This window comes from Enterobacter sp. ZOR0014 (genome assembly GCF_000798855.1).
In the GTDB taxonomy this organism is placed as follows: Bacteria; Pseudomonadota; Gammaproteobacteria; order Enterobacterales; family Enterobacteriaceae; genus Enterobacter; species Enterobacter kobei.
In genome coordinates this window covers 1-19,724 of the sequence record NZ_JTLF01000306.1, presented here as the reverse complement: position 1 = coordinate 19,724, position 19,724 = coordinate 1, and the positions used below count along the sequence as shown (strand labels likewise).

At 55.1% G+C, this 19,724-nt stretch carries 19 protein-coding genes; 4 read left to right on the top strand and 15 right to left on the bottom strand.

Annotation, left to right across the window (positions count from 1 at the left end; translation table 11 throughout):
- Positions 1–94: 94 nt before the first annotated feature.
- The 4 genes from hemG to pepQ are packed head-to-tail and all read right to left on the bottom strand — an operon-like array spanning position 95 to position 4,089.
- Positions 95–640 carry a menaquinone-dependent protoporphyrinogen IX dehydrogenase gene (gene hemG, locus L977_RS16355; protein ID WP_014885610.1) on the bottom strand — a complete coding sequence of 182 codons (546 nt, stop codon included), beginning with the start codon at positions 638–640 and terminating at the stop codon, positions 95–97.
- Between the two features lie 10 nt (positions 641–650).
- A complete protein-coding gene (gene trkH / locus L977_RS16350; protein ID WP_013099227.1) occupies positions 651–2,102 on the bottom strand; it encodes a Trk system potassium transporter TrkH in 1,452 nt (483 codons plus the stop codon).
- A 41-nt stretch (positions 2,103–2,143) separates the two neighbouring features.
- Positions 2,144–2,758: an IMPACT family protein gene (locus L977_RS16345; protein ID WP_014885611.1), complete on the bottom strand. Its 615-nt coding sequence runs from the start codon at positions 2,756–2,758 to the stop codon at positions 2,144–2,146.
- Positions 2,758–4,089: a Xaa-Pro dipeptidase gene (pepQ, locus tag L977_RS16340; protein WP_014885612.1), complete on the bottom strand. Its 1,332-nt coding sequence runs from the start codon at positions 4,087–4,089 to the stop codon at positions 2,758–2,760. The genes L977_RS16345 and pepQ overlap by 1 nt, the downstream gene beginning before the upstream one ends.
- A gap of 190 nt (positions 4,090–4,279) precedes the next feature.
- On the opposite strand from pepQ, the gene fadB reads away from it, so the two are divergent.
- Complete coding sequence (gene fadB / locus L977_RS16335; protein WP_047626226.1) at positions 4,280–6,469, top strand: fatty acid oxidation complex subunit alpha FadB; 2,190 nt, start codon at positions 4,280–4,282, stop codon at positions 6,467–6,469.
- Between the two features lie 9 nt (positions 6,470–6,478).
- Positions 6,479–7,642 carry an acetyl-CoA C-acyltransferase FadA gene (gene fadA / locus L977_RS16330; RefSeq protein WP_047626225.1) on the top strand — a complete coding sequence of 388 codons (1,164 nt, stop codon included), beginning with the start codon at positions 6,479–6,481 and terminating at the stop codon, positions 7,640–7,642.
- 183 nt (positions 7,643–7,825) lie between these two features.
- On the opposite strand, the gene fre is transcribed toward fadA, so the two are convergent.
- Entirely contained in the window at positions 7,826–8,527 is a 702-nt protein-coding gene (gene fre / locus L977_RS16325; RefSeq protein ID WP_014885614.1) for an NAD(P)H-flavin reductase, read from the bottom strand.
- A 30-nt stretch (positions 8,528–8,557) separates the two neighbouring features.
- Positions 8,558–10,063 (bottom strand): 4-hydroxy-3-polyprenylbenzoate decarboxylase, encoded by a 1,506-nt coding sequence (gene ubiD / locus L977_RS16320; RefSeq protein WP_023331547.1) that lies wholly within the window; start codon positions 10,061–10,063, stop codon positions 8,558–8,560.
- Between the two features lie 170 nt (positions 10,064–10,233).
- On the opposite strand from ubiD, the gene rfaH reads away from it, so the two are divergent.
- Entirely contained in the window at positions 10,234–10,725 is a 492-nt protein-coding gene (gene rfaH, locus L977_RS16315) for a transcription/translation regulatory transformer protein RfaH (protein WP_014885616.1), read from the top strand.
- On the opposite strand, the gene tatD is transcribed toward rfaH, so the two are convergent.
- From tatD to udp, 9 genes are all read right to left on the bottom strand, one after another.
- Positions 10,722–11,504 (bottom strand): 3'-5' ssDNA/RNA exonuclease TatD, encoded by a 783-nt coding sequence (gene tatD / locus L977_RS16310; RefSeq protein ID WP_047626223.1) that lies wholly within the window; start codon positions 11,502–11,504, stop codon positions 10,722–10,724. The genes rfaH and tatD overlap by 4 nt on opposite strands.
- Positions 11,505–11,545: 41 nt before the next feature.
- On the bottom strand, positions 11,546–12,316 hold the full coding sequence (gene tatC, locus L977_RS16305) for a Sec-independent protein translocase subunit TatC (protein ID WP_023331550.1): 771 nt from the start codon (positions 12,314–12,316) through the stop codon (positions 11,546–11,548).
- Between the two features lie 2 nt (positions 12,317–12,318).
- Entirely contained in the window at positions 12,319–12,861 is a 543-nt protein-coding gene (gene tatB, locus L977_RS16300; RefSeq protein ID WP_023331551.1) for a Sec-independent protein translocase protein TatB, read from the bottom strand.
- Between the two features lie 3 nt (positions 12,862–12,864).
- A complete protein-coding gene (gene tatA / locus L977_RS16295; RefSeq protein WP_047027263.1) occupies positions 12,865–13,119 on the bottom strand; it encodes a Sec-independent protein translocase subunit TatA in 255 nt (84 codons plus the stop codon).
- A 76-nt stretch (positions 13,120–13,195) separates the two neighbouring features.
- Positions 13,196–14,836, bottom strand: coding sequence for a ubiquinone biosynthesis regulatory protein kinase UbiB (gene ubiB / locus L977_RS16290; protein ID WP_014885621.1), 1,641 nt, complete (start codon positions 14,834–14,836; stop codon positions 13,196–13,198).
- The gene (gene ubiJ / locus L977_RS16285) at positions 14,833–15,438 is read right to left on the bottom strand and encodes a ubiquinone biosynthesis protein UbiJ (RefSeq protein WP_014885622.1); all 606 of its coding nucleotides are present in this window, start codon (positions 15,436–15,438) and stop codon (positions 14,833–14,835) included. The genes ubiB and ubiJ overlap by 4 nt, the downstream gene beginning before the upstream one ends.
- A gap of 13 nt (positions 15,439–15,451) precedes the next feature.
- Positions 15,452–16,207, bottom strand: coding sequence for a bifunctional demethylmenaquinone methyltransferase/2-methoxy-6-polyprenyl-1,4-benzoquinol methylase UbiE (gene ubiE / locus L977_RS16280; protein WP_014885623.1), 756 nt, complete (start codon positions 16,205–16,207; stop codon positions 15,452–15,454).
- Positions 16,208–16,273: 66 nt separating this feature from the next.
- On the bottom strand, positions 16,274–17,731 hold the full coding sequence (gene rmuC, locus L977_RS16275; RefSeq protein WP_014885624.1) for a DNA recombination protein RmuC: 1,458 nt from the start codon (positions 17,729–17,731) through the stop codon (positions 16,274–16,276).
- Between the two features lie 139 nt (positions 17,732–17,870).
- Complete coding sequence (udp, locus tag L977_RS16270; RefSeq protein WP_003860792.1) at positions 17,871–18,632, bottom strand: uridine phosphorylase; 762 nt, start codon at positions 18,630–18,632, stop codon at positions 17,871–17,873.
- A 255-nt stretch (positions 18,633–18,887) separates the two neighbouring features.
- Here udp and L977_RS16265 point away from each other — a divergent pair, with 255 nt between their 5' ends.
- Positions 18,888–19,691, top strand: coding sequence for a dienelactone hydrolase family protein (locus L977_RS16265; protein ID WP_047626220.1), 804 nt, complete (start codon positions 18,888–18,890; stop codon positions 19,689–19,691).
- The last annotated feature ends 33 nt before the right edge of the window (positions 19,692–19,724 follow it).

Sequence of the window (19,724 nt, the reverse complement as noted above, 5' to 3'; positions counted from 1 at the left end):
CGTGTCAGTGGAGGCGCATTATAGGGAGTTATTTCACAGTGACAAGCACAAAATACAAAAAACTTTTCGTTCGCTCACTTTTCAAACTTAACGCTTATTTAAGTCGCGAATCGTCCGTTAAATGTGCGATTTCCCGCGCAAAACTGGCCACCTGCGACCAGTCGGTATAAACCACTTCTTTGCGGGTATCGGTTTCACCACCGGTCATTTTCATAATCAGGCGGATCATGAAACGGTCATACCAACGGTATCGAGGGTAACGCAGCGCACCAGCAAAAACCGCGCACAGGTCTGGCTGCCACGGTGAGCTGAGTAAAAACTTGCGCGTATAGCTGTTGGTCTGCGGCGTACGCTTCTCGGCTTTACGCGCAACCAGATTGACCGAGTAAAACGCGCCGGGCAATTTGTTGAGCACCGCCGTGTGCTTTTTCACAAAGCGATCCAGCGCTGGATGGAAATGCCCGTAACGAATAGAGGCCCCAATCACCACGCGATCGTACTCCTGCCAGGTGATCTGCTCCGCGCGATTCAGGTTCACCACATCCGAGTAAATACCCAGTTCTTTTAATTCCGACGCCAGATACGCGGCAATCTCACGAGTTTGTCCGTCTCGCGTAGAGAAAAGAATCAGTGTTTTCATCAACGGCTCCTTATTCGCGCCAGAATGTTGGGGTGAAGAGCACCAGCAGCGTAAAGACCTCAAGACGACCAAACAGCATATTGGCAATGAGGATCCATTTCGCGACCGGGTTCATACTGGCAAAGTTATCCGCCACGACCCCCAGGCCTGGCCCGAGGTTATTCAATGTTGCGACGACGGACGCAAAGGCGGAGAAATCATCCACCCCCGTCGCGATGATCGCCAGCATACTGACGATAAAGACCAGCGCATACGCCGAGAAAAAGCCCCATACGGCTTCGAGAATACGTTCCGGCAGCGCGCGGTTCCCCAGTTTAATGCTGTAAACCGCGTTCGGGTGGACCAGTCGTTTCAGCTCACGGTTGCCCTGCTTGAACAACAGCAGAATACGAATCACCTTCAGGCCACCGCCCGTCGACCCGGCGCAGCCGCCAATAAACGCAGAGCACAGCAGGAGTACCGGCAGGAACAGCGGCCAGCGCGCAATACTGTCCGTGGTAAATCCGGCCGTCGTCGCCATTGATACCACCTGGAAGAACGCCTGGTTTAGGGTTGTCAGCGCGGAGTTGTAAACATCATGGAACCACAGCACCAGGGTACAGATGACGACCAGCGTAAGCTGGACACCAATAAACATGCGGAACTCAGGGTCGCGCCAGTACACCTTCAGGCTTCGCCCGCTCAGTAAAGAGAAGTGCAGGCCATAGTTACAGCCAGAAATCAGCAGGAAAATCGCAATGATGGTGTTGATCGTTGGGCTATCGAAGTAGCCCACGCTGGCATCGTGGGTGGAGAACCCGCCGATAGCGATTGTCGCAAAGCTGTGTCCGATGGCATCGAAAGCAGGCATCCCGGCAAACCAGAGCGCCAGCGCACAGGCCACCGTCAGCAGGACATAAATCAGCCACAGGGTTTTCGCCGTCTCGGCAATACGCGGGCGCATCTTGTTATCTTTCAGCGGCCCGGGCATTTCAGCCCTGTACAACTGCATCCCACCGACGCCCAGAATGGGCAGAATAGCTACCGCCAGGACGATGATCCCCATACCGCCGAACCACTGCAGCATCTGGCGATAAAAGAGGATGGCGTGGGGTAATGAATCCAGCCCCACCAGCGTCGTCGCCCCGGTGGTCGTTAACCCCGAGAACGATTCAAAAAAGGCATCCGTGATGCTCAGGTTAGGTTGCTCGGAGAAGATAAAGGGCAGCGAACCCACGCTCCCCAGCACCGTCCAGAACAGCACCACGATCAGAAAGCCTTCGCGGGATTTCAGCTCACCTTTCTGACGACGATTCGGCCACCACAGCAGCGAGCCAATCGCCAGTGCGACAAAAAAGGTCTGGGTAAATGCCCGCCCCGCGCCGTCCCGGTAGATAAGCGCCACCAGTCCTGGGAGAATCATCGTCCCGGAAAAAAGTATGACCAGCAGTCCAACGATTCGGGTTATGGCACGAAAATGCATCTCTGCCGCTTCCTTTGGTATTCAAAAAAGTGAGGTGGGGATTATTCTTCAATCGGCAGTAATTGCAACGAACCGCGACTAAAATCTGCCAGTTTTGCTGAAAAAGCAGCCAGCTCTGCCTGAGGAAGCGCCACGCGTAATTGCACCATCGCCTGAAAGTCACTGTGCGCGATAACGCCATTAAACTGTTTCAGCAACGCTTCGATGCCGGATAATTGGGCGTAATCGCACAATAGAGTATATTCGGTGAGCGGCGTTTTGCGGGTGGTCGTCAATATATTCAGTGCCTGCTGAACGCCACCGCCATAGGCTTTCACCAGCCCGCCCGTGCCTAACAAGATGCCGCCGTAGTAACGCACCACCACGGCGGTAATTTCACCCACGCCGCTGCCCATCAGCTGCGAGAGCATGGGTTTACCGGCGGTTCCCGCGGGTTCACCGTCATCGGAAAAGCCAAGCTGTTGCGAATCGTCCGGGGGCCCTGCCACCCACGCCACACAGTGGTGACGTGCGTCAGGATGCTCAGCCCGGACAGACTCAACAAATGCCTTTGCCGCTTCAACGCCGTCGGTGTGTGCCAGCAGCGTAATAAAGCGGCTTTTCTTGATTTCCTCAACAAAGGTGACCGGTTCAGCCGGTATCAGCCAGCTTTCCATCAGGCCAGCTTCAGGTCTCGCGTCATATTCTCGATACCGTTCTCGTGAATCACCACGTTATCTTCGATACGAATACCGCCAAACGGTTTCAGTGCGTCAATTTTTTCCCAGTTGAAGTGTTTGCTGAACTGACCTTCACGCCATGGCGCCAGCAGGGATTCAATAAAGTAGATCCCCGGTTCAATCGTCAACACCATACGAGGCTCAAGAATACGGGTGCAGCGCAGGTAAGGATATTTAGACGGTGCCGCAAGATGCGTACCGGTATCATCCTGCATAAAGCCAGCGACGTCGTGAACCTGCAGGCCCAGCGGGTGACCAATACCGTGCGGCATGAATGGCCCGGTGAGATCGTTCTCGACCATTGCCTCTTCGCTCATGTCTTTCACAATCTGATGCTTACGCAGCAGCTTCGCGATGCGCTGATGGAACTGAACGTGATAATCCACGTAGCTGGTACCGGCTTTCATGGTACCAATAAGCGCCAGTTGCTCATCGTTCACGTCTTTAATCAGCTGCGCGAAATCGGTGTCAGCATTAGCCGCCCAGGTACGGGTCAGGTCAGCCGCATAACCGTTGTACTCAGCACCGGCATCAAGCAGGAAGCTGCGCATTTCCGACGGAACCTGATGGTCCAGTTTGGTGTAGTGAAGAACAGAAGCATGCTCATTCAGCGCGACAATATTGCTGTATGGCACGTCGGTATCACGGTGGCCGGTCGCGGTCAGGTACGCCTGGTTGATATCGAATTCGCTCATGCCGGACTGGAACGCCTCGTGTGCGGCACGATGGCCATTCACCGCCGTTTTTTGCGCTTCACGCATGCAGTAAAGTTCGTAATCGGTTTTGTACGCACGGTAGTAATGCAGGAAGTCCAGCACCCCTTTCGGGTTGAGTTTGTCCGCGGGAATATCCAGACCCAATGCACGCTCCGGAACCGGGCCAATATAGGCGATATTGCCGCGTGCAGCAGGTAGCTGGCTGCCAATGCCGTCCGCTTTTGGCAGCGCAATCACGTCAATTTCTTCCGTCCAGAAAGAGGTCGGCAGCGGTTCCACGTTGTGCCAGTAATCGACCGGCAGGTAGAACCACAGTTTCGGCTTGTTCACGCCATCCACCAGCAACCAGCAGTTAGGAACCTGAGTAACAGGCACCCAGGCTTTAAATTGCGGGTTAACCTTGAACGGATAGGCATGGTCATCAAGAAATGTGTTTATCAGCTCGCCGGAATGGATAAGCAGGGCATCCAGTTTGAAGCGGGCCAGTACATCGCGGGTACGTTCCTGTAGGGTAACGATATGATTTTTATAAAGCGAAGCCAGTGAGTCCATCATTCTTCCTTTCGTTTTTTTGACCTCAAGTCATCGCATCTTAGCACACCTCACTCCGGCTGCGTGATTTCCACCGACCGTGATCAATGCAGCAATTTCTTAATGAGTAATTTGCATTTTATTAACATAAATCCCACACTCCGTTTCATCTGGTATGACCAGATCCAATTGCTGGATTCAGGAGACTGACATGCTCTACAAAGGCGACACCCTGTACCTCAACTGGCTGGAAGATGGCATTGCCGAACTGGTGTTCGATGCTCCCGGCTCAGTGAACAAGCTTGATACCGCGACCGTGGCCAGTCTTGGCCAGGCGTTGGAAGTACTTGAAAAGCAAACTGAATTAAAAGGGCTGCTGCTGCGCTCAAACAAAGCAGCCTTTATTGTCGGTGCCGATATCACCGAATTCCTTTCCCTGTTCCAGGTGCCTGAAGAACAGTTGAGCCAGTGGCTGCACTTTGCTAACAGCGTCTTTAACCGTCTGGAAGACCTGCCTGTTCCGACTATTTCCGCCGTTAATGGTTACGCATTAGGCGGTGGCTGCGAATGCGTGCTGGCAACCGACTACCGTCTGGCCACGCCGGATCTGCGTATCGGCCTGCCGGAAACCAAACTGGGGATCATGCCGGGCTTTGGCGGATCCGTCCGTATGCCGCGCATGCTGGGTGCTGACAGCGCGCTGGAGATCATCGCCGCCGGTAAAGATGTCGGCGCGGAACAGGCGCAGAAAATCGGCCTGGTGGACGGCGTGGTTAAGCCAGAAAAACTGGTTGAAGGCGCTCTGGCTATTCTGCGTCAGGCCATTAATGGCGATCTCGACTGGAAAGCCAAACGCCAGCCGAAGCTTGAGCCGTTAAAACTCAGCAAGATAGAAGCCACCATGAGCTTCACCATCGCCAAAGGCATGGTGATGCAGACGGCGGGTAAACACTACCCGGCGCCGATCACGGCAGTGAAAACCATTGAAGCGGCCGCCCGTCTGGGCCGTGACGAAGCCCTGAAGCTGGAAAATCAGAGCTTCGTCCCGCTGGCGCACACCAACGAAGCCCGCGCGCTGGTTGGCATCTTCCTGAACGATCAGTTCGTGAAAGGCAAAGCTAAACAGCTGACCAAAAACGTTGAGACCCCAAAACACGCGGCGGTACTCGGGGCTGGCATTATGGGTGGCGGCATCGCCTACCAGTCAGCCTGGAAAGGCGTGCCGGTAGTGATGAAAGACATTAACGAGAAATCCCTGACGCTGGGCATGACCGAAGCGGCCAAGCTGCTGAATAAACAGCTGGAGCGCGGCAAAATTGACGGGCTGAAGCTCGCTGGCGTGATCTCCACCATTCAGCCTGTGCTGGAATACAGCGGTTTTGATCGTGTGGACGTGGTCGTTGAGGCGGTCGTAGAGAACCCTAAAGTCAAAAAAGCGGTGCTGGCTGAAACGGAAGACAAAGTTCGTCCGGATACCGTACTGGCCTCTAATACCTCGACTATTCCGATTAGCGAACTGGCGAGCGTACTGAAGCGTCCGGAAAAGTTCTGCGGAATGCACTTCTTCAACCCGGTACACCGTATGCCACTGGTCGAAGTGATCCGAGGGGAAAAAACCTCTGACGAAACCATCGCCAAAGTGGTGGCGTGGGCAAGCAAGATGGGCAAAACGCCGATCGTTGTTAACGACTGCCCGGGCTTCTTCGTCAACCGCGTACTGTTCCCTTACTTCGCCGGTTTCAGCCAGCTGCTGCGCGACGGGGCAGACTTCCGCAAAATCGACAAAGTGATGGAAAAACAGTTCGGCTGGCCGATGGGCCCGGCGTATCTGCTGGACGTGGTCGGTATTGATACCGCCCATCACGCCCAGGCGGTGATGGCGGCAGGCTTCCCGCAGCGCATGCAGAAAGATTATCGCGACGCGATTGACGCCCTGTTCGACGCTAACCGCTTCGGTCAGAAAAACGGCCTGGGCTTCTGGCGCTATAAAGAAGACAGCAAAGGCAAACCGAAGAAAGAAGAGGATGCGGCGGTGGATGGCCTGCTGGCCGACGTATGCCAGTCAAAACGTGACTTCACCGACGATGAGATCATCGCCCGCATGATGATCCCGATGATCAACGAAGTGGTGCGTTGTCTGGAAGAAGGCATTATCGCCAGCCCGGCCGAAGCGGATATGGCGCTGGTATACGGCCTGGGCTTCCCTCCGTTCCACGGTGGCGCATTCCGCTGGCTGGACACCATCGGCAGCGCCCGCTATCTCGATATGGCTCAGCAGTATCAGCACCTCGGCCCGCTCTATGAAGTGCCTGAAGGGCTGCGCAACAAAGCGCGCCATAACGAACCCTATTACCCAGCAGTTGAGCCAGCCCGTCCGGTTGGCGAGCTGAAAACGGCTTAAGGAGTCACAATGGAAAAGGTTGTCATTGTTGATGCGATTCGCACCCCGATGGGCCGTTCAAAAGGCGGCGCATTCCGTAACGTGCGCGCGGAAGACCTCTCCGCACACCTGATGCGTAGCCTGCTGGCGCGTAATCCGGCGTTGGACCCCGCTGCGCTCGACGATATCTACTGGGGCTGCGTGCAGCAGACCCTGGAGCAGGGCTTCAATATCGCGCGTAATGCGTCACTGCTGGCGGAGATCCCGCATTCGGTTCCGGCCGTCACCGTTAACCGTCTGTGCGGTTCGTCCATGCAGGCGCTGCACGATGCGGCACGTATGATCATGACCGGCGATGCTCAGGCCTGCCTGGTGGGCGGTGTGGAGCATATGGGGCACGTCCCGATGAGCCACGGCGTCGATTTCCATCCGGGGATGAGCCGTAACGTGGCAAAAGCTGCGGGAATGATGGGTCTCACCGCGGAGATGCTCTCCCGCCTGCACGGCATCAGCCGTGAAATGCAGGATGCGTTTGCCGCACGTTCCCATGCCCGCGCCTGGGCTGCCACGCAGTCCGGCGCATTTAAAAACGAGATCATCCCTACCGGCGGTCACGATGCGGACGGCGTTCTGAAGCAGTTCAGCTACGACGAAGTGATCCGCCCGGAAACAACGGTGGAAGCACTTTCTACGTTGCGTCCGGCATTTGATCCGGTTACCGGTACGGTCACGGCAGGTACCTCGTCGGCGCTGTCCGACGGAGCAGCGGCGATGCTGGTGATGAGCGAAAGCCGCGCCCGTGAGCTGGGGTTAACCCCACGCGCTCGGGTACGTTCGATGGCTGTCGTGGGCTGCGATCCTTCAATCATGGGTTACGGCCCGGTTCCGGCCTCGAAGCTGGCGCTGAAAAAAGCGGGACTAAGCGCCAGCGACATCGATCTGTTCGAGATGAACGAAGCCTTCGCCGCGCAGATCCTGCCGTGCATTAAAGATCTGGGGCTGATGGAACAGATCGACGAGAAAATTAACCTCAACGGCGGCGCGATCGCCCTCGGCCACCCACTCGGCTGCTCCGGGGCGCGTATCAGCACGACGCTGATTAATCTGATGGAGCGCAAAGATGCCCAGTTCGGACTGGCAACAATGTGCATCGGGTTGGGTCAGGGTATCGCGACGGTGTTTGAGAGAGTGTAAATCAGGAAAAGTATCTCAAAGCCAATGACGTCAGAACAAGGCGGCAAGCGAGCGAATCCCGATGAGCTTACTCAAGTAAGTGATTCGGGTGAACGAACGCAGCCAACGCAGTTATGGCGTCATTGGCGAAGAGAGAGAGTTTAGTTGCCGTTCTTCCCGCCTGTCAGGGGCGGGTTTTTTTATTTAAATGAAGGCAAACGCATCGCCAAACAGGCGATCTTCACGCGCGTCACGTTCGTTACAGAACAGGTCCCGGGCGATTTTCGCCATCTCGAAACGACCTGCGATATAGATATCGTGTCCTGCCAGCGTGCCGTGATCCTGCAATACCGCCGTCAGCACGGTACCGCTACGCCCACGCCAGCCCTCTTCCGGCTGCTCAACCACCGGCTCAATGCGCAGGTTAGGATGGGTTACGCTCAGCGCTTCCAGCTCAGACAGGTCATACAGATGCTTCTCTTCGCGGCCACCCCAGTAAATGGTGATGTCACGGTCCGGGTTACGTGCCAGAGCGGTCAACAGAATAGAGCGCACATAAGAGAATCCCGTACCGCCAGCGATGAGGATCAGCGGACGATCTTCGTCATCGCGCAGCCACGCTTCGCCGTGAGGGATGTCGACCACAATCTCACGTTCTTTCAGGATGCGGTCCATAACGGCCATCGCGTACAGGTTAAGCTCAGACGCACCAATATGCAGCTCAATAAATTCTTTCTCTGCTGGCGTAGAGGCCATAGAGAAAGGACGCTTATCACGCTCATCCATCACTACCATTAAGTACTGACCAGCGCGGAAAGAGAATGCCGCTTCTGGCACTAAACGGACGCGATATACGGTGTCGGTGATGGCATCTACCGAGGTCACTTTACAGCTTAAGGTTGTCATTCGCTCTCTCTGTCGTGAAGTCTATAGGGCTTAACGGCCTGTTTCAGGTTTACCGTTATTCATTATGGCCAGTTCATCCCAGATCGCGTCAATACGCGCGGTCACGGCAGGATCTTTTTTGATCGGGCGACCCCATTCACGGTCGGTTTCGCCAGGCCATTTATTTGTGGCATCCAGTCCCATTTTTGAGCCAAGACCGGAAACCGGCGAGGCAAAGTCCAGGTAATCTATCGGCGTGTTCTCGACTAACACCGTATCGCGCGCCGGGTCCATTCGCGTGGTAATCGCCCAAATGACGTCATTCCAGTCGCGAGCGTTAACGTCATCATCGCAGACAATAACAAATTTGGTATACATAAACTGGCGCAGGAAAGACCAGACGCCCATCATCACGCGTTTCGCATGACCGGGATACTGCTTCTTCATCGTCACTACCGCCAGGCGATACGAGCACCCTTCAGGGGGCAGGTAAAAATCAACGATTTCCGGGAACTGCTTTTGCAGGATCGGCACAAACACTTCATTCAGCGCCACCCCCAGTACTGCGGGTTCATCCGGTGGACGACCGGTGTAGGTAGAGTGATAAATCGCATCTTCACGCTGCGTAATGTGCGTAACGGTAAACACCGGGAAGTTATCCACTTCGTTGTAATAACCGGTGTGGTCGCCGTAAGGGCCTTCCGGTGCCAGTTCGCCCTGCTCAAGGTAACCTTCCAGCACAATTTCCGCACTGGCCGGAACTTCGAGATCGTTCGAAATACACTTCACGACTTCGGTTTTTGTCCCGCGCAGCAGGCCGGCAAACGCATATTCAGAGAGCGTATCCGGCACGGGTGTGACGGCTCCCAGAATAGTGGCCGGGTCAGCGCCTAAGGCGACAGAGACCGGGAAACGTTCACCCGGATGCGCAGCGCACCACTCCTGGAAATCCAGCGCGCCGCCGCGATGCGACAGCCAGCGCATGATGAGCTTATTCTTACCAATCAACTGCTGGCGGTAAATACCCAGATTTTGCCGTTCTTTATGCGGACCGCGCGTGACGGTCAAACCCCAGGTGATCAGCGGCGCAGCATCTTCAGGCCAGCACTGCATAATGGGAATTTTGGTCAAATCAACCGCATCGCCTTCCAGCACTTTTTGCTGGCACGGCGCACCGCGCAGACGTTTGGTTGGCATGTTCAGCACTTGCTTAAACTGCGGCAGCTTGTCGAACAGATCGCGGAAGCCTTTCGGTGGCTCTGGCTCTTTCAGAAATGCCAGCAGCTTACCCACTTCACGCAACGCGGTAACGTCTTCCTGCCCCATCCCCAATGCGACACGACGCGGTGTACCAAACAGGTTGCACAGCACCGGCATGGAGTAACCTTTCGGATTTTCAAAGAGTAACGCGGGGCCACCGGCACGCAGGGTGCGGTCAGCAATTTCTGTCATTTCCAGATAAGGATCAACAGGAAGTGTAATGCGTTTGAGTTCGCCCTGCTTTTCCAGCAGCGTCAGGAAGTCGCGGAGATCGTGGTATTTCATGCAGTTAGTCATGGCCTCTCTGTAAGCGCTTCATTATACGGCGTAAGCCTGCTTGATGCTGTAATTTTGTTAAATTAGCGTGAACTTATGCGTTCTGTTCCAGGTTCACCCATTATAATCAACTTAGCGATCCCTCCAGGGTTTTGATATGCTTGCGCCCCGAACTAAGGGAAAGAGTGATTATGCAGGCCTGGTATTTACTGTATTGCAAACGCGGGCAACTTCAGCGCGCGCAGGAACATCTTGAACGTCAGTCTGTAAATTGTCTGACACCCGTGATCACGCTTGAAAAAATGCAGCGCGGGAAGCGCACAACCGTCAGTGAGCCGTTATTCCCGAACTACCTGTTCGTGGAGTTCGACCCTGAGGTGATCCACACCACCACCATCAGCGCAACGCGCGGCGTCAGCCACTTCGTTCGTTTTGGCGCCCACCCGGCCACCGTTCCGTCGACGGTCATTCATCAGCTTTCGGTGTATCAACAGCCCGAAGGGATCACCGACCCGGAAACCCCTTACGCGGGTGATAACGTCGTCATTACGGAAGGTGCATTCGAAGGCCTGCAGGCAATTTTCGCCGAGCCGGACGGTGAAGCACGCTCCATGTTGTTGCTCAACCTGCTGAACAAGCAGGTGTTGCAGAGCGTCAAAAATACCGACTTCCGTAAAGTTTAAAAACTGATCCTGAAGAGATGGCGCACGTTGTCATCCGTCTGCGCAGAAAGCCAGTGCGGATCGTCTCCACGCCATCGCGCCACGCGCTCAACAATGTGCCCCAGGTATGCAGGCTCATTTCGCCGCGATGACGGTTTGGGCGTCATATCTCTCGGCAGCAGATAAGGCGCATCGGTCTCAATAAGCAAACGGTCGGCCGGAATCAACGGTAACAGCTCGCGTAGCTCAAGCCCGCGGCGCTCATCACAAACCCAGCCGGTAATGCCGAGAAACAGCCCGCGCGCCAGGCACTCCTGCGCCTCCTGCCTTGAACCGGTGAAGCAGTGCAGCACTGCGCCGGGGAGTTTATCCAGCCAGGGCTCCAGAAGCGCGAGAAAACGTTCGTGCGCGTCGCGGCAATGCATAAAGACGGGCATTTCAAGCTCTGCCGCCAGAGCAAGCTGGGCAGTGAATGCCTTTTCCTGTTCGTCAGGCGTGGAGAAGTTGCGGTTAAAATCGAGCCCACACTCACCAATGGCCACCACCTCAGCGGTTTTCGCGAGTCTGTAAAGGATTTGTGCGCTCTCCTCGGTCCACTGGCTACTGTCATGAGGGTGGATGCCTGCGGTTGACCAGCAGTGTTGATAACGTTGCGCCAGAAGCTGCGCCTGCTCGCTCTCATGAAGGTTAGTTCCGGTCAGCAGGAGTCCTTTAACGCCGGCGTCAAAAGCACGCGCAACAACGTCATCGCGATCTTTTGCAAACTGCGAGCTGGTCAGGTTGAGTCCGATATCAAACATGCGAATCCCCATATAACAACCGCCCTGACGGGCGGCTGGTTTTACTCTTCAGTCGTCTTTTCAGACGCATCGTCTACATCGTCCGATCGGCGTCCTTTACCCACGTAGAAACGCGAGAAGAATACGCCAACCTCAAAGAGGCAATACATCGGTATGGCCAGTAACGTCTGCGAGAAAACATCCGGCGGCGTGAGCAGCATGCCGACCACAAATGCACCTACCAGGATATACGGACGCTTTTTACGCAGGTCTTCAGGGGTCGTTACCCCAACCCAGCAAAGCAGCACAATGGCGACCGGCACTTCAAATGCCACGCCAAACGCCATAAACAGCGCCATGACGAAGCTGAGATAGCTGGCGATATCTGTCGACACCTGCACCCCTTCCGGCGCGGTATGCGTCAGGAAGCCAAAGGCCAGCGGGAAGACAACGAAGTAGGCAAACGCCATACCGATATAGAACAGCAACGAGCTGGAGACCAGCAGCGGGATCACCAGTTTACGTTCATGTTTATACAGCGCTGGCGCCACAAACGCCCATACCTGATAAAGGATGACGGGTGCAGACGCAATCAACGACACCCAAAAGGTGAGCTTAATAGGGGTAAAGAACGGTGAGGCAACATCTGTTGCAATCATCGTTGCCCCCAGCGGCATCTGCTTAATCAGCGGTGCAGAGACCACCTGATAGATATCGTTGGCGAAATAGACCAGGCACAGGAATATCACCAGAACCGCAATAATGCAGTTTAACAGGCGCTTACGCAGCTCAATAAGGTGCGTAATAAGCGGTTGAGTATCATCTACTGCCATGGTTACGCTTTATCACTCGACGAGGGGGATGATTCGGAAACAGGCGCGACGGGTTTCGCTTCCGCCACTTTTATCGTGGGGTCTTCCGGCTGCGCCTGTTTTTTCACTTCGGTTTCCTGCGGCGTCTGTTCTGGCGCGGCGGCCTGGTGCTCAGCACTCGCTGGCGTCACGCCCTCACGTTGCGCTTCGCTGTCCTTCACCACCGGGTTATGAATGGTGTTCGCTTCATCGCTCGCTTTTTCAGGATCGTTAACGCTGTAAGAGCGCTTCATGGATTCCGCCGCTTCGCGCAGTTCATCCATTGAGGCTTTCAGTTCCGGCGTCAGGTTATCCATGCTCGCCTTCTCGACCTTTTTCAGGCTTTCCTGAAACTCCTGGAGCTTAAGTTCCTGTGCCAGTTCATTCTGAACGGTCGATGCCAGCGATCTCAGCGCACGCACCCAGCCCACAACGGTTTTCACCGCCACGGGCAGACGCTGCGGACCCAGCACGATCAGGCCAATCACAAAGACCAGCAGCAGCTCACTAAAACCAATGTCGAACACGACTTACACCTGCTCTTTATCGTGGCTTTTGGCGTCTTCTTTTTTGGCTTCTTCTTGCTTATCGGAGATGGATTTCGCAGTAAAATCAGCATCCTGGCTGGTTTTATCCTGCTTGTTCTCATCATCGCTCATTGCTTTCTTGAAGCCTTTGATAGACGCGCCCAGATCGGAACCGATAGAACCGAGCTTTTTAGTGCCAAACAGCAGCACGACGATGACGGCAATAATGACTAATTGCCAGATACTGATACCACCCATACAAATTCCTCAGGAATAGATGATTAATTGGTCAAGTCGCATTATACGTATGCGACCCGTCGATGGCGACGCAAACTCAGCGCGTTTTTCTCCATCCGGCTAGCCAGACAACAACCCCGCCAGCCATCAGCCAGGCGGGCATCATCTGCCAGTCCGGACGATTGATTAGCAGCAACGTCCCGCTCAACAGCAGCGTTGCGCCAATCCCAAAGAGATAGCGTGATTGCCCCTGGCGCACGCGACTGGACTGAAGCTCGCGGGCGATTTTATCCATGCTGTGCTGAAGGTTCTTGCTCTGACGCAAACTGTCGTAAACCAGTTCAGGAATTTCGGGCATTTTTTCAATCCAGAACGGGCCTTTCTCTTTCAATGAGCGCACCAGCGCTGGAAAACCTACCTGATCCTTAATCCAGGATTCCAGGAACGGTTTAGCCGTCTTCCACAAGTCTAACTGAGGATAGAGTTGGCGACCTACACCCTCAACGTAAAGTAATGTTTTCTGAAGTAAAACTAATTGCGGCTGAACTTCCATATTAAAGCGGCGAGCCGTATTAAACAGGTTTAACAGCACGTGCCCGAAGGAGATTTCTGCCAGCGGCTTTTCAAAAATCGGCTCGCAGACGGTACGAATAGCAAACTCAAACTCTTCGACGTTGGTGTCTGGCGGAACCCAGCCGGAGTCTACGTGCAGCTCAGCCACCTTACGGTAGTCACGGTTGAAGAACGCGATAAAGTTCTCGGCCAGATAACGCTTATCTTCTTTATTCAGCGACCCCACAATCCCGCAGTCGATACCGATATACTTCGGATCCTCAGGATGCTCGTAGCTCACAAAAATATTGCCCGGGTGCATATCCGCATGGAAAAAGCTGTCGCGGAACACCTGAGTAAAGAAGACCTGAACGCCACGTTCGGCCAGCAGCTTCATGTTCGTTCCCTGCTTCTCAAGCGCCGCCACATCCGAAACCGGAATGCCGTAGATGCGCTCCATGACCATCATGTTCTGACTGCAGTAGTCTGAATAGACCTCGGGCACATAAAGCATCGGGCTGTTTTCAAAATTACGACGCAGCTGAATGGCGTTTGCCGACTCGCGCAGCAGGTTAAGCTCATCAATCAGCGTTTTTTCGTATTCCCGCACCACTTCCATCGGGCGCAGACGACGGCCATCAGGTAACAAACGTGGTACCCAGCGCGCCAGACGATAAATCAGCTTCATGTCAGCTTTGATGACCGGCAGGATATCCGGGCGGATCACCTTGATCACCACCTCTTTGCCGTTCTCTTTCAGACGCGCGGTATGCACCTGAGCAATAGACGCCGACGCCAGCGGGGCTATTTCGAAATCGTCAAACCAGGTTTCAACGGGAAGATTACCCATTGCCTCTTCGATCTGTTTCTTCGCCCTCACTCCGTCAAACGGGGCAACACGGTCCTGCAGCATTGCCAGTTCATCGGCAATATGAGGCGGGAAGAGATCGCGGCGGGTTGAGAGCATCTGTCCGAACTTAATCCATACCGGGCCAAGCTCCTGCAGCGCCAGACGCAGACGTTCACCCAGCGGCTGACCTTTATGACGATTAGGCATCCAGAACAACATCCGCCGCCAGATTCTAAGCGGCAGCGTGATACGCATTTTGGGGATAAGCTCATCGAGCCCGTAACTCAAAAAGGTGTGGACGATAAAATAGAGGCGCCGAATTTCACCAGGCGTCATTTGCCCTCCAGTTTTTCCAGCCGTTTGGTTAATGCATCAACCGCACGTTCAACAGCAGCGGTTTCTTCCGCAAACCATGCCACTTCCAGCGGACCGGGGGCCATGCGCCACTCTTCAGTCAGGACTTCTGCGGCATAGCGCTGCTGCCGTTGCAGATTTTTACGCAAGAACGCCGTGCCGCCATGAATAGCTTTCCCGATCCCTTCAGCGGCGATGTCACCAATAAAAGGCGCGAGCAGTTCTGCCGGGTCAAACTCCGCCAGATCGCTGAGCGCAACGAAGTTTTGTACGACCTGGATGTCGCCCTCCACTTCCAGCTCACCGCTGCGGATAAGCGCCGTCAATTGCTGGCGATCGCGCAGTTTTGGCAGCACGCTCATATGGGTAATGACCGAGCAATCCGCCTCGCCTTCCCACTCACCCAGAACATCGAGCTGGCGTTCGCTGAAGACCAGCACGAGCGGCGTTGAGAACTCTTTTAATACAATGCGCAGGACCTTCCCGTTAAGTCGCTGACGTGCAGCTTTTAGCGCCGGCGCGCGATACAGGAAGGCATTGAGCACATTCTCGATGCCTGCGGTGACTAAGGGTTTAAAGGGCACGGGACACCTCCACTCAGAATTTGTAACCGCGATGCAGCGCAACGACACCCGCCGTCATGTTGAAGTATTCAACGTTCTCAAATTCCGCATCCTGCATCATGGCTTTTAGGGTGTCCTGATCCGGGTGCATGCGAATGGACTCCGCCAGATAGCGGTAGCTCTCCGCGTCGTTCGCCACCAGTTCACCGATACGCGGCAGCACGTGGAAGGAATAGGCGTCGTAGGCTTTGCTCAGCGGCTCAATGATCGGTTTTGAGAACTCGAGCACCAGCAGACGTCCACCCGGCTTCAGTACACGGTACATGGAGCGCAGCGCTTTTTCTTTGTCGGTGACGTTACGCAGGCCGAAGGAGATCGTGATGCAGTCAAAGGTATTATCCGGGAATGGCAGCGCTTCGGCGTTTGCCTGCACGTATTCCACATTGCCCACCACGCCGATGTTACGCAACTTTTCGCGTCCCATTTTCAGCATGGAGTCATTAATATCGGCCAGAACAACGCGGCCAGTTTCACCCACCAGACGGGAAAACTTCGCCGTCAGATCGCCTGTTCCACCGGCTAAATCCAGCACGGTTTGTCCACGGCGCACACCGCTGCAGTCAATGGTGAAGCGTTTCCACAAGCGATGAATGCCGAACGACATCAAGTCATTCATCACATCGTACTTCGCCGCCACGGAATGAAATACGTGGGCCACCATGTCAGCTTTCTGCGCTTTGGCGACAGTCTGAAAGCCAAAGTGCGTCGTGTCTTGTGAATCGTCAACCATCTCAGAGCCTGCTAATCAGTCAAATGTTCGTGAAGTGTAACAGATTGGGCGCGTTTGCCCTACGATTCAACCGCCGTGATAGAAACGTGTCGGCGGCTCGTCAGACGATAAATCCGTCGTTAACTCGTTGTCTTCACTGGGGGTCTTTTGCTCATCTGCGCCTTCACGCAGACGGAACTCTTCGTCTTGCGCCGTGGCCTGCTCCACCAGTTCCGGATTAATCTCGCGTTTGACCTCCACCCCCAGGCCGCGGAATGCTTCAGCCTGAGCAAGCAGGTTGCCCCGCCCGGAGGCGAGTTTTTTCATCGCCTGACGGTAGTTATCCTGCGCACGGTCCAGGCTTTGCCCGACCGAGGACATATCGTCCACGAAGAGGCGCATTTTGTCGTACAGCTTGCTGGCACGCTCGGCAATCTTCTGTGCATTGCGGCTCTGGTGCTCATAGCGCCACAGGTTAGCAATGGTACGTAATGCCACCAGCAGGGTGGTGGGGCTCACCAGCATAATATTATTTTTGAGCGCTTCGGTGATCAGTTCGGGCTGTCTGTCGAGGGCCAGCAGGAACGCCGGTTCGACCGGAATAAACATCAGCACATAGTCCAGCGAGCGCAGCCCCGGAAGCTGCTGATAATCTTTTCTGCCCAGCAGTCGGATATGGTTACGCACGGAGGCAATATGCTCCTGCAGCGCCGACTCGCGCGTGTAGTCGTCTTCCGCATTAAAGTAACGCTCATACGCCACCAGCGTCATTTTGGCGTCGATCACCACATCTTTCCCCTGCGGCAGACGCACAATGACGTCCGGCTGCATCCGCGAGCGGGCATCGTTTTCGATACTCACCTGCGTTTCGTATTCATACCCCTCGCGCAGGCCAGAGGCCTCCAGCACGCGGGTGAGCACCACTTCTCCCCAGTTACCCTGGGTTTTGTTATCCCCTTTCAGCGCCCGAGTGAGGTTGACCGCCTCCTGCGCCATTTGCGCATTCAACTGCTGAAGATTACGAATCTCGTGCGCCAGCGTGTGCCGCTCGCGGGCTTCCTGTCCAAAGCTGTCCTGCACCTGACGGCGAAAACCGTCCAGCTGTTCACGCAGCGGCGTCAGCAGGCTGTTCAGACTCTGGCGATTCTGTTCGTCAACGCGGCGGTTGCTGTGTTCGAAAATGCGGTTGGCGAGATTCTCAAACTGCTCGCTGAGGCGCTGCTCGCTGTTAATCATCTGACGGATTTTGTCTTCCGCATGCAGCTGCGTGGATTCGAGGCGGGTAGTCACTTCGCGGAGATCGGCCTCCAGCGACGTGTTGATATCACGCAGGTTGCGCAGTTCGTTATTGAGCAGCTCGCACTCGTCGCGCCAGTGGTCACTTAGCGCAAGCTGTTGCTTTACCGCGCTGAGCTCGGCGACGATCTCTTCGCGCTCCGCCAGCTGATCGGCCTTCTGCTGCGCATGCTGGTAGCTGGAAATCAGCCAGCCTATCGCAACGCCCGCCAGCGCAATCACCGCATAAATCAGGATTGAGATATCCACAATGCCCCCTGCATCAACGTATTACCCGCACAAAATAGAATTGTGCTGTATAAACGTCCAGTTTGAAAGGGTTTTCCTGCGAGGCGCTACGCAAAAAATAAAGGCCGAACGCGTCGGCCTTTGATTTGAGAAGAGAGGGCTAGATCAGGCGACGAGCCGCTTCCACCACAATTTTCACCGCATGACTTTCGGTCTGCTTCATGGTTTCGGCGTTCGGGATCTCCTGCTGAGTACGGTTGACGATAACGCCCGCCACCATACCGGCACGCAGACCCTGGCTTGCACACATGGTCAGCAGCGTCGCGGATTCCATTTCGTAGTTCATTACGCCCATGGACTGCCACTCTTCCATTGAGCCTTTGAAACGGCTCACAACGCGGCCAGAGAAGGTGTCGTAGCGCTCCTGGCCCGGGTAGAAGGTGTCGGAAGAGGCGGTTACGCCAACGTGGGTGGTCGCGCCCACGGACTTCGCGGCTTCAACCAGCGCGGTGGTGCATTCGAAGTCAGCCACTGCCGGGAATTCCATAGGCGCAAAGTGCAGGCTTGCCCCGTCCAGACGAACGGATGCCGTCGTCACCAGTACGTCGCCCACGTTGATGTGCGGCTGAATCGCGCCGGTCGTGCCGATACGCAGGAAAGTACGAATGCCCAGCTGCGCCAGCTCTTCAACTGCAATAGAGGTAGACGGACCGCCGATACCGGTGGAGCACACAATCACCGCTTTGCCATCCAGCTCTGCACGCCAGGTGGTGAATTCACGATGGGCAGCCAGTTTGACCGGCTTATCCATCAGCGCGGCGATCTTTTCCACACGCTCAGGGTCGCCAGGGACGATAGCGAGCGTAGCCCCTTGTAAATCATTTTTAGTGAGGCCGAGATGAAAAACATCAGACTTAGACATAGGTGACTCCTCTGTGGGTCGGTTAGTCAGAAGAAGTAAAACGGTACTTTACAGAAGCAGTAAGCATAATTTCGTGATGCATCTCACCATGAATGAAAATGATTGCAGTGAATTTCCATCAAAAAGTGATTCACATCACATTAACAAGTTATATCGTCAGGTGCTGCACAAAAGATAGACCGTTTAAGGCACTGTGAGTTGTTAACCTGGTGTCTATATTTACCTTTGCGCTAACTCATTGGTACGGAGAATGCCATGACTGAAAAAACCGGTTTTGCACCTGCTGCGGCCCCGCTTGCTTCAACCATCGTTTCAACCTCAGAAGAGGCCATTACGGCGGGAGAGACCTCCATTCCCTCGCAGGGGGAGAATATGCCTGCCTATCACGCACGACCAAAATCGGCAGACGGTCCGCTGCCCATCGTGATTGTGGTTCAGGAGATTTTTGGGGTTCACGAACATATTCGCGACCTCTGCCGTCGCCTGGCACTTGAAGGATATCTGGCCGTTGCGCCAGAACTCTACTTCCGTCAGGGCGATCCGAACGACTATAGCGATATTCCAACGTTGTTCAGCAATCTGGTCAGCAAAGTCCCGGACGCGCAGGTGCTGGCCGATCTCGACCACGTTGCCAGCTGGGCGGCGCGTAACGGCGGCGACCCGCACCGTCTGATGGTCACCGGCTTCTGCTGGGGCGGACGCATTAGCTGGCTGTATGCCGCACACAATCCGCAGCTCAAAGCGGCTGTCGCCTGGTATGGCAAACTGGTGGGCGAGAAAACGCTGAATTCGCCAAAACATCCGGTGGACATCGCCACTGAGCTCAATGCCCCGGTGCTGGGTCTGTATGGCGGCCAGGACACCGGTATTTCGCTTGATTCGGTAGAAACCATGCGCCATGCGCTACGGGCAGCCAATGCCAATGCGGAGATTGTGGTGTATCCGGATGCCGGACATGCGTTTAACGCAGATTACCGTCCGAGTTATCACGCGGAATCGGCGAAAGATGGCTGGCAGAGAATGCTGGCGTGGTTTAGCCAGTACGGCGGGAAGAAATAAACACTTCGCAGCCCCGGCGAAAGCCGGGGCTGC

What these genes read in the sequence shown, in the direction of transcription:
- hemG (WP_014885610.1), bottom strand. Translation starts at nt 640, where the DNA reads ATGAAAACACTGATTCTTTTCTCTACGCGAGACGGACAAACTCGTGAG.
- trkH (WP_013099227.1), bottom strand. Translation starts at nt 2,102, where the DNA reads ATGCATTTTCGTGCCATAACCCGAATCGTTGGACTGCTGGTCATACTT.
- L977_RS16345 (WP_014885611.1), bottom strand. Translation starts at nt 2,758, where the DNA reads ATGGAAAGCTGGCTGATACCGGCTGAACCGGTCACCTTTGTTGAGGAA.
- pepQ (WP_014885612.1), bottom strand. Translation starts at nt 4,089, where the DNA reads ATGGACTCACTGGCTTCGCTTTATAAAAATCATATCGTTACCCTACAG.
- fadB (WP_047626226.1), top strand. Translation starts at nt 4,280, where the DNA reads ATGCTCTACAAAGGCGACACCCTGTACCTCAACTGGCTGGAAGATGGC.
- fadA (WP_047626225.1), top strand. Translation starts at nt 6,479, where the DNA reads ATGGAAAAGGTTGTCATTGTTGATGCGATTCGCACCCCGATGGGCCGT.
- fre (WP_014885614.1), bottom strand. Translation starts at nt 8,527, where the DNA reads ATGACAACCTTAAGCTGTAAAGTGACCTCGGTAGATGCCATCACCGAC.
- ubiD (WP_023331547.1), bottom strand. Translation starts at nt 10,063, where the DNA reads ATGACTAACTGCATGAAATACCACGATCTCCGCGACTTCCTGACGCTG.
- rfaH (WP_014885616.1), top strand. Translation starts at nt 10,234, where the DNA reads ATGCAGGCCTGGTATTTACTGTATTGCAAACGCGGGCAACTTCAGCGC.
- tatD (WP_047626223.1), bottom strand. Translation starts at nt 11,504, where the DNA reads ATGTTTGATATCGGACTCAACCTGACCAGCTCGCAGTTTGCAAAAGAT.
- tatC (WP_023331550.1), bottom strand. Translation starts at nt 12,316, where the DNA reads ATGGCAGTAGATGATACTCAACCGCTTATTACGCACCTTATTGAGCTG.
- tatA (WP_047027263.1), bottom strand. Translation starts at nt 13,119, where the DNA reads ATGGGTGGTATCAGTATCTGGCAATTAGTCATTATTGCCGTCATCGTC.
- ubiB (WP_014885621.1), bottom strand. Translation starts at nt 14,836, where the DNA reads ATGACGCCTGGTGAAATTCGGCGCCTCTATTTTATCGTCCACACCTTT.
- ubiE (WP_014885623.1), bottom strand. Translation starts at nt 16,207, where the DNA reads ATGGTTGACGATTCACAAGACACGACGCACTTTGGCTTTCAGACTGTC.
- udp (WP_003860792.1), bottom strand. Translation starts at nt 18,632, where the DNA reads ATGTCTAAGTCTGATGTTTTTCATCTCGGCCTCACTAAAAATGATTTA.
- L977_RS16265 (WP_047626220.1), top strand. Translation starts at nt 18,888, where the DNA reads ATGACTGAAAAAACCGGTTTTGCACCTGCTGCGGCCCCGCTTGCTTCA.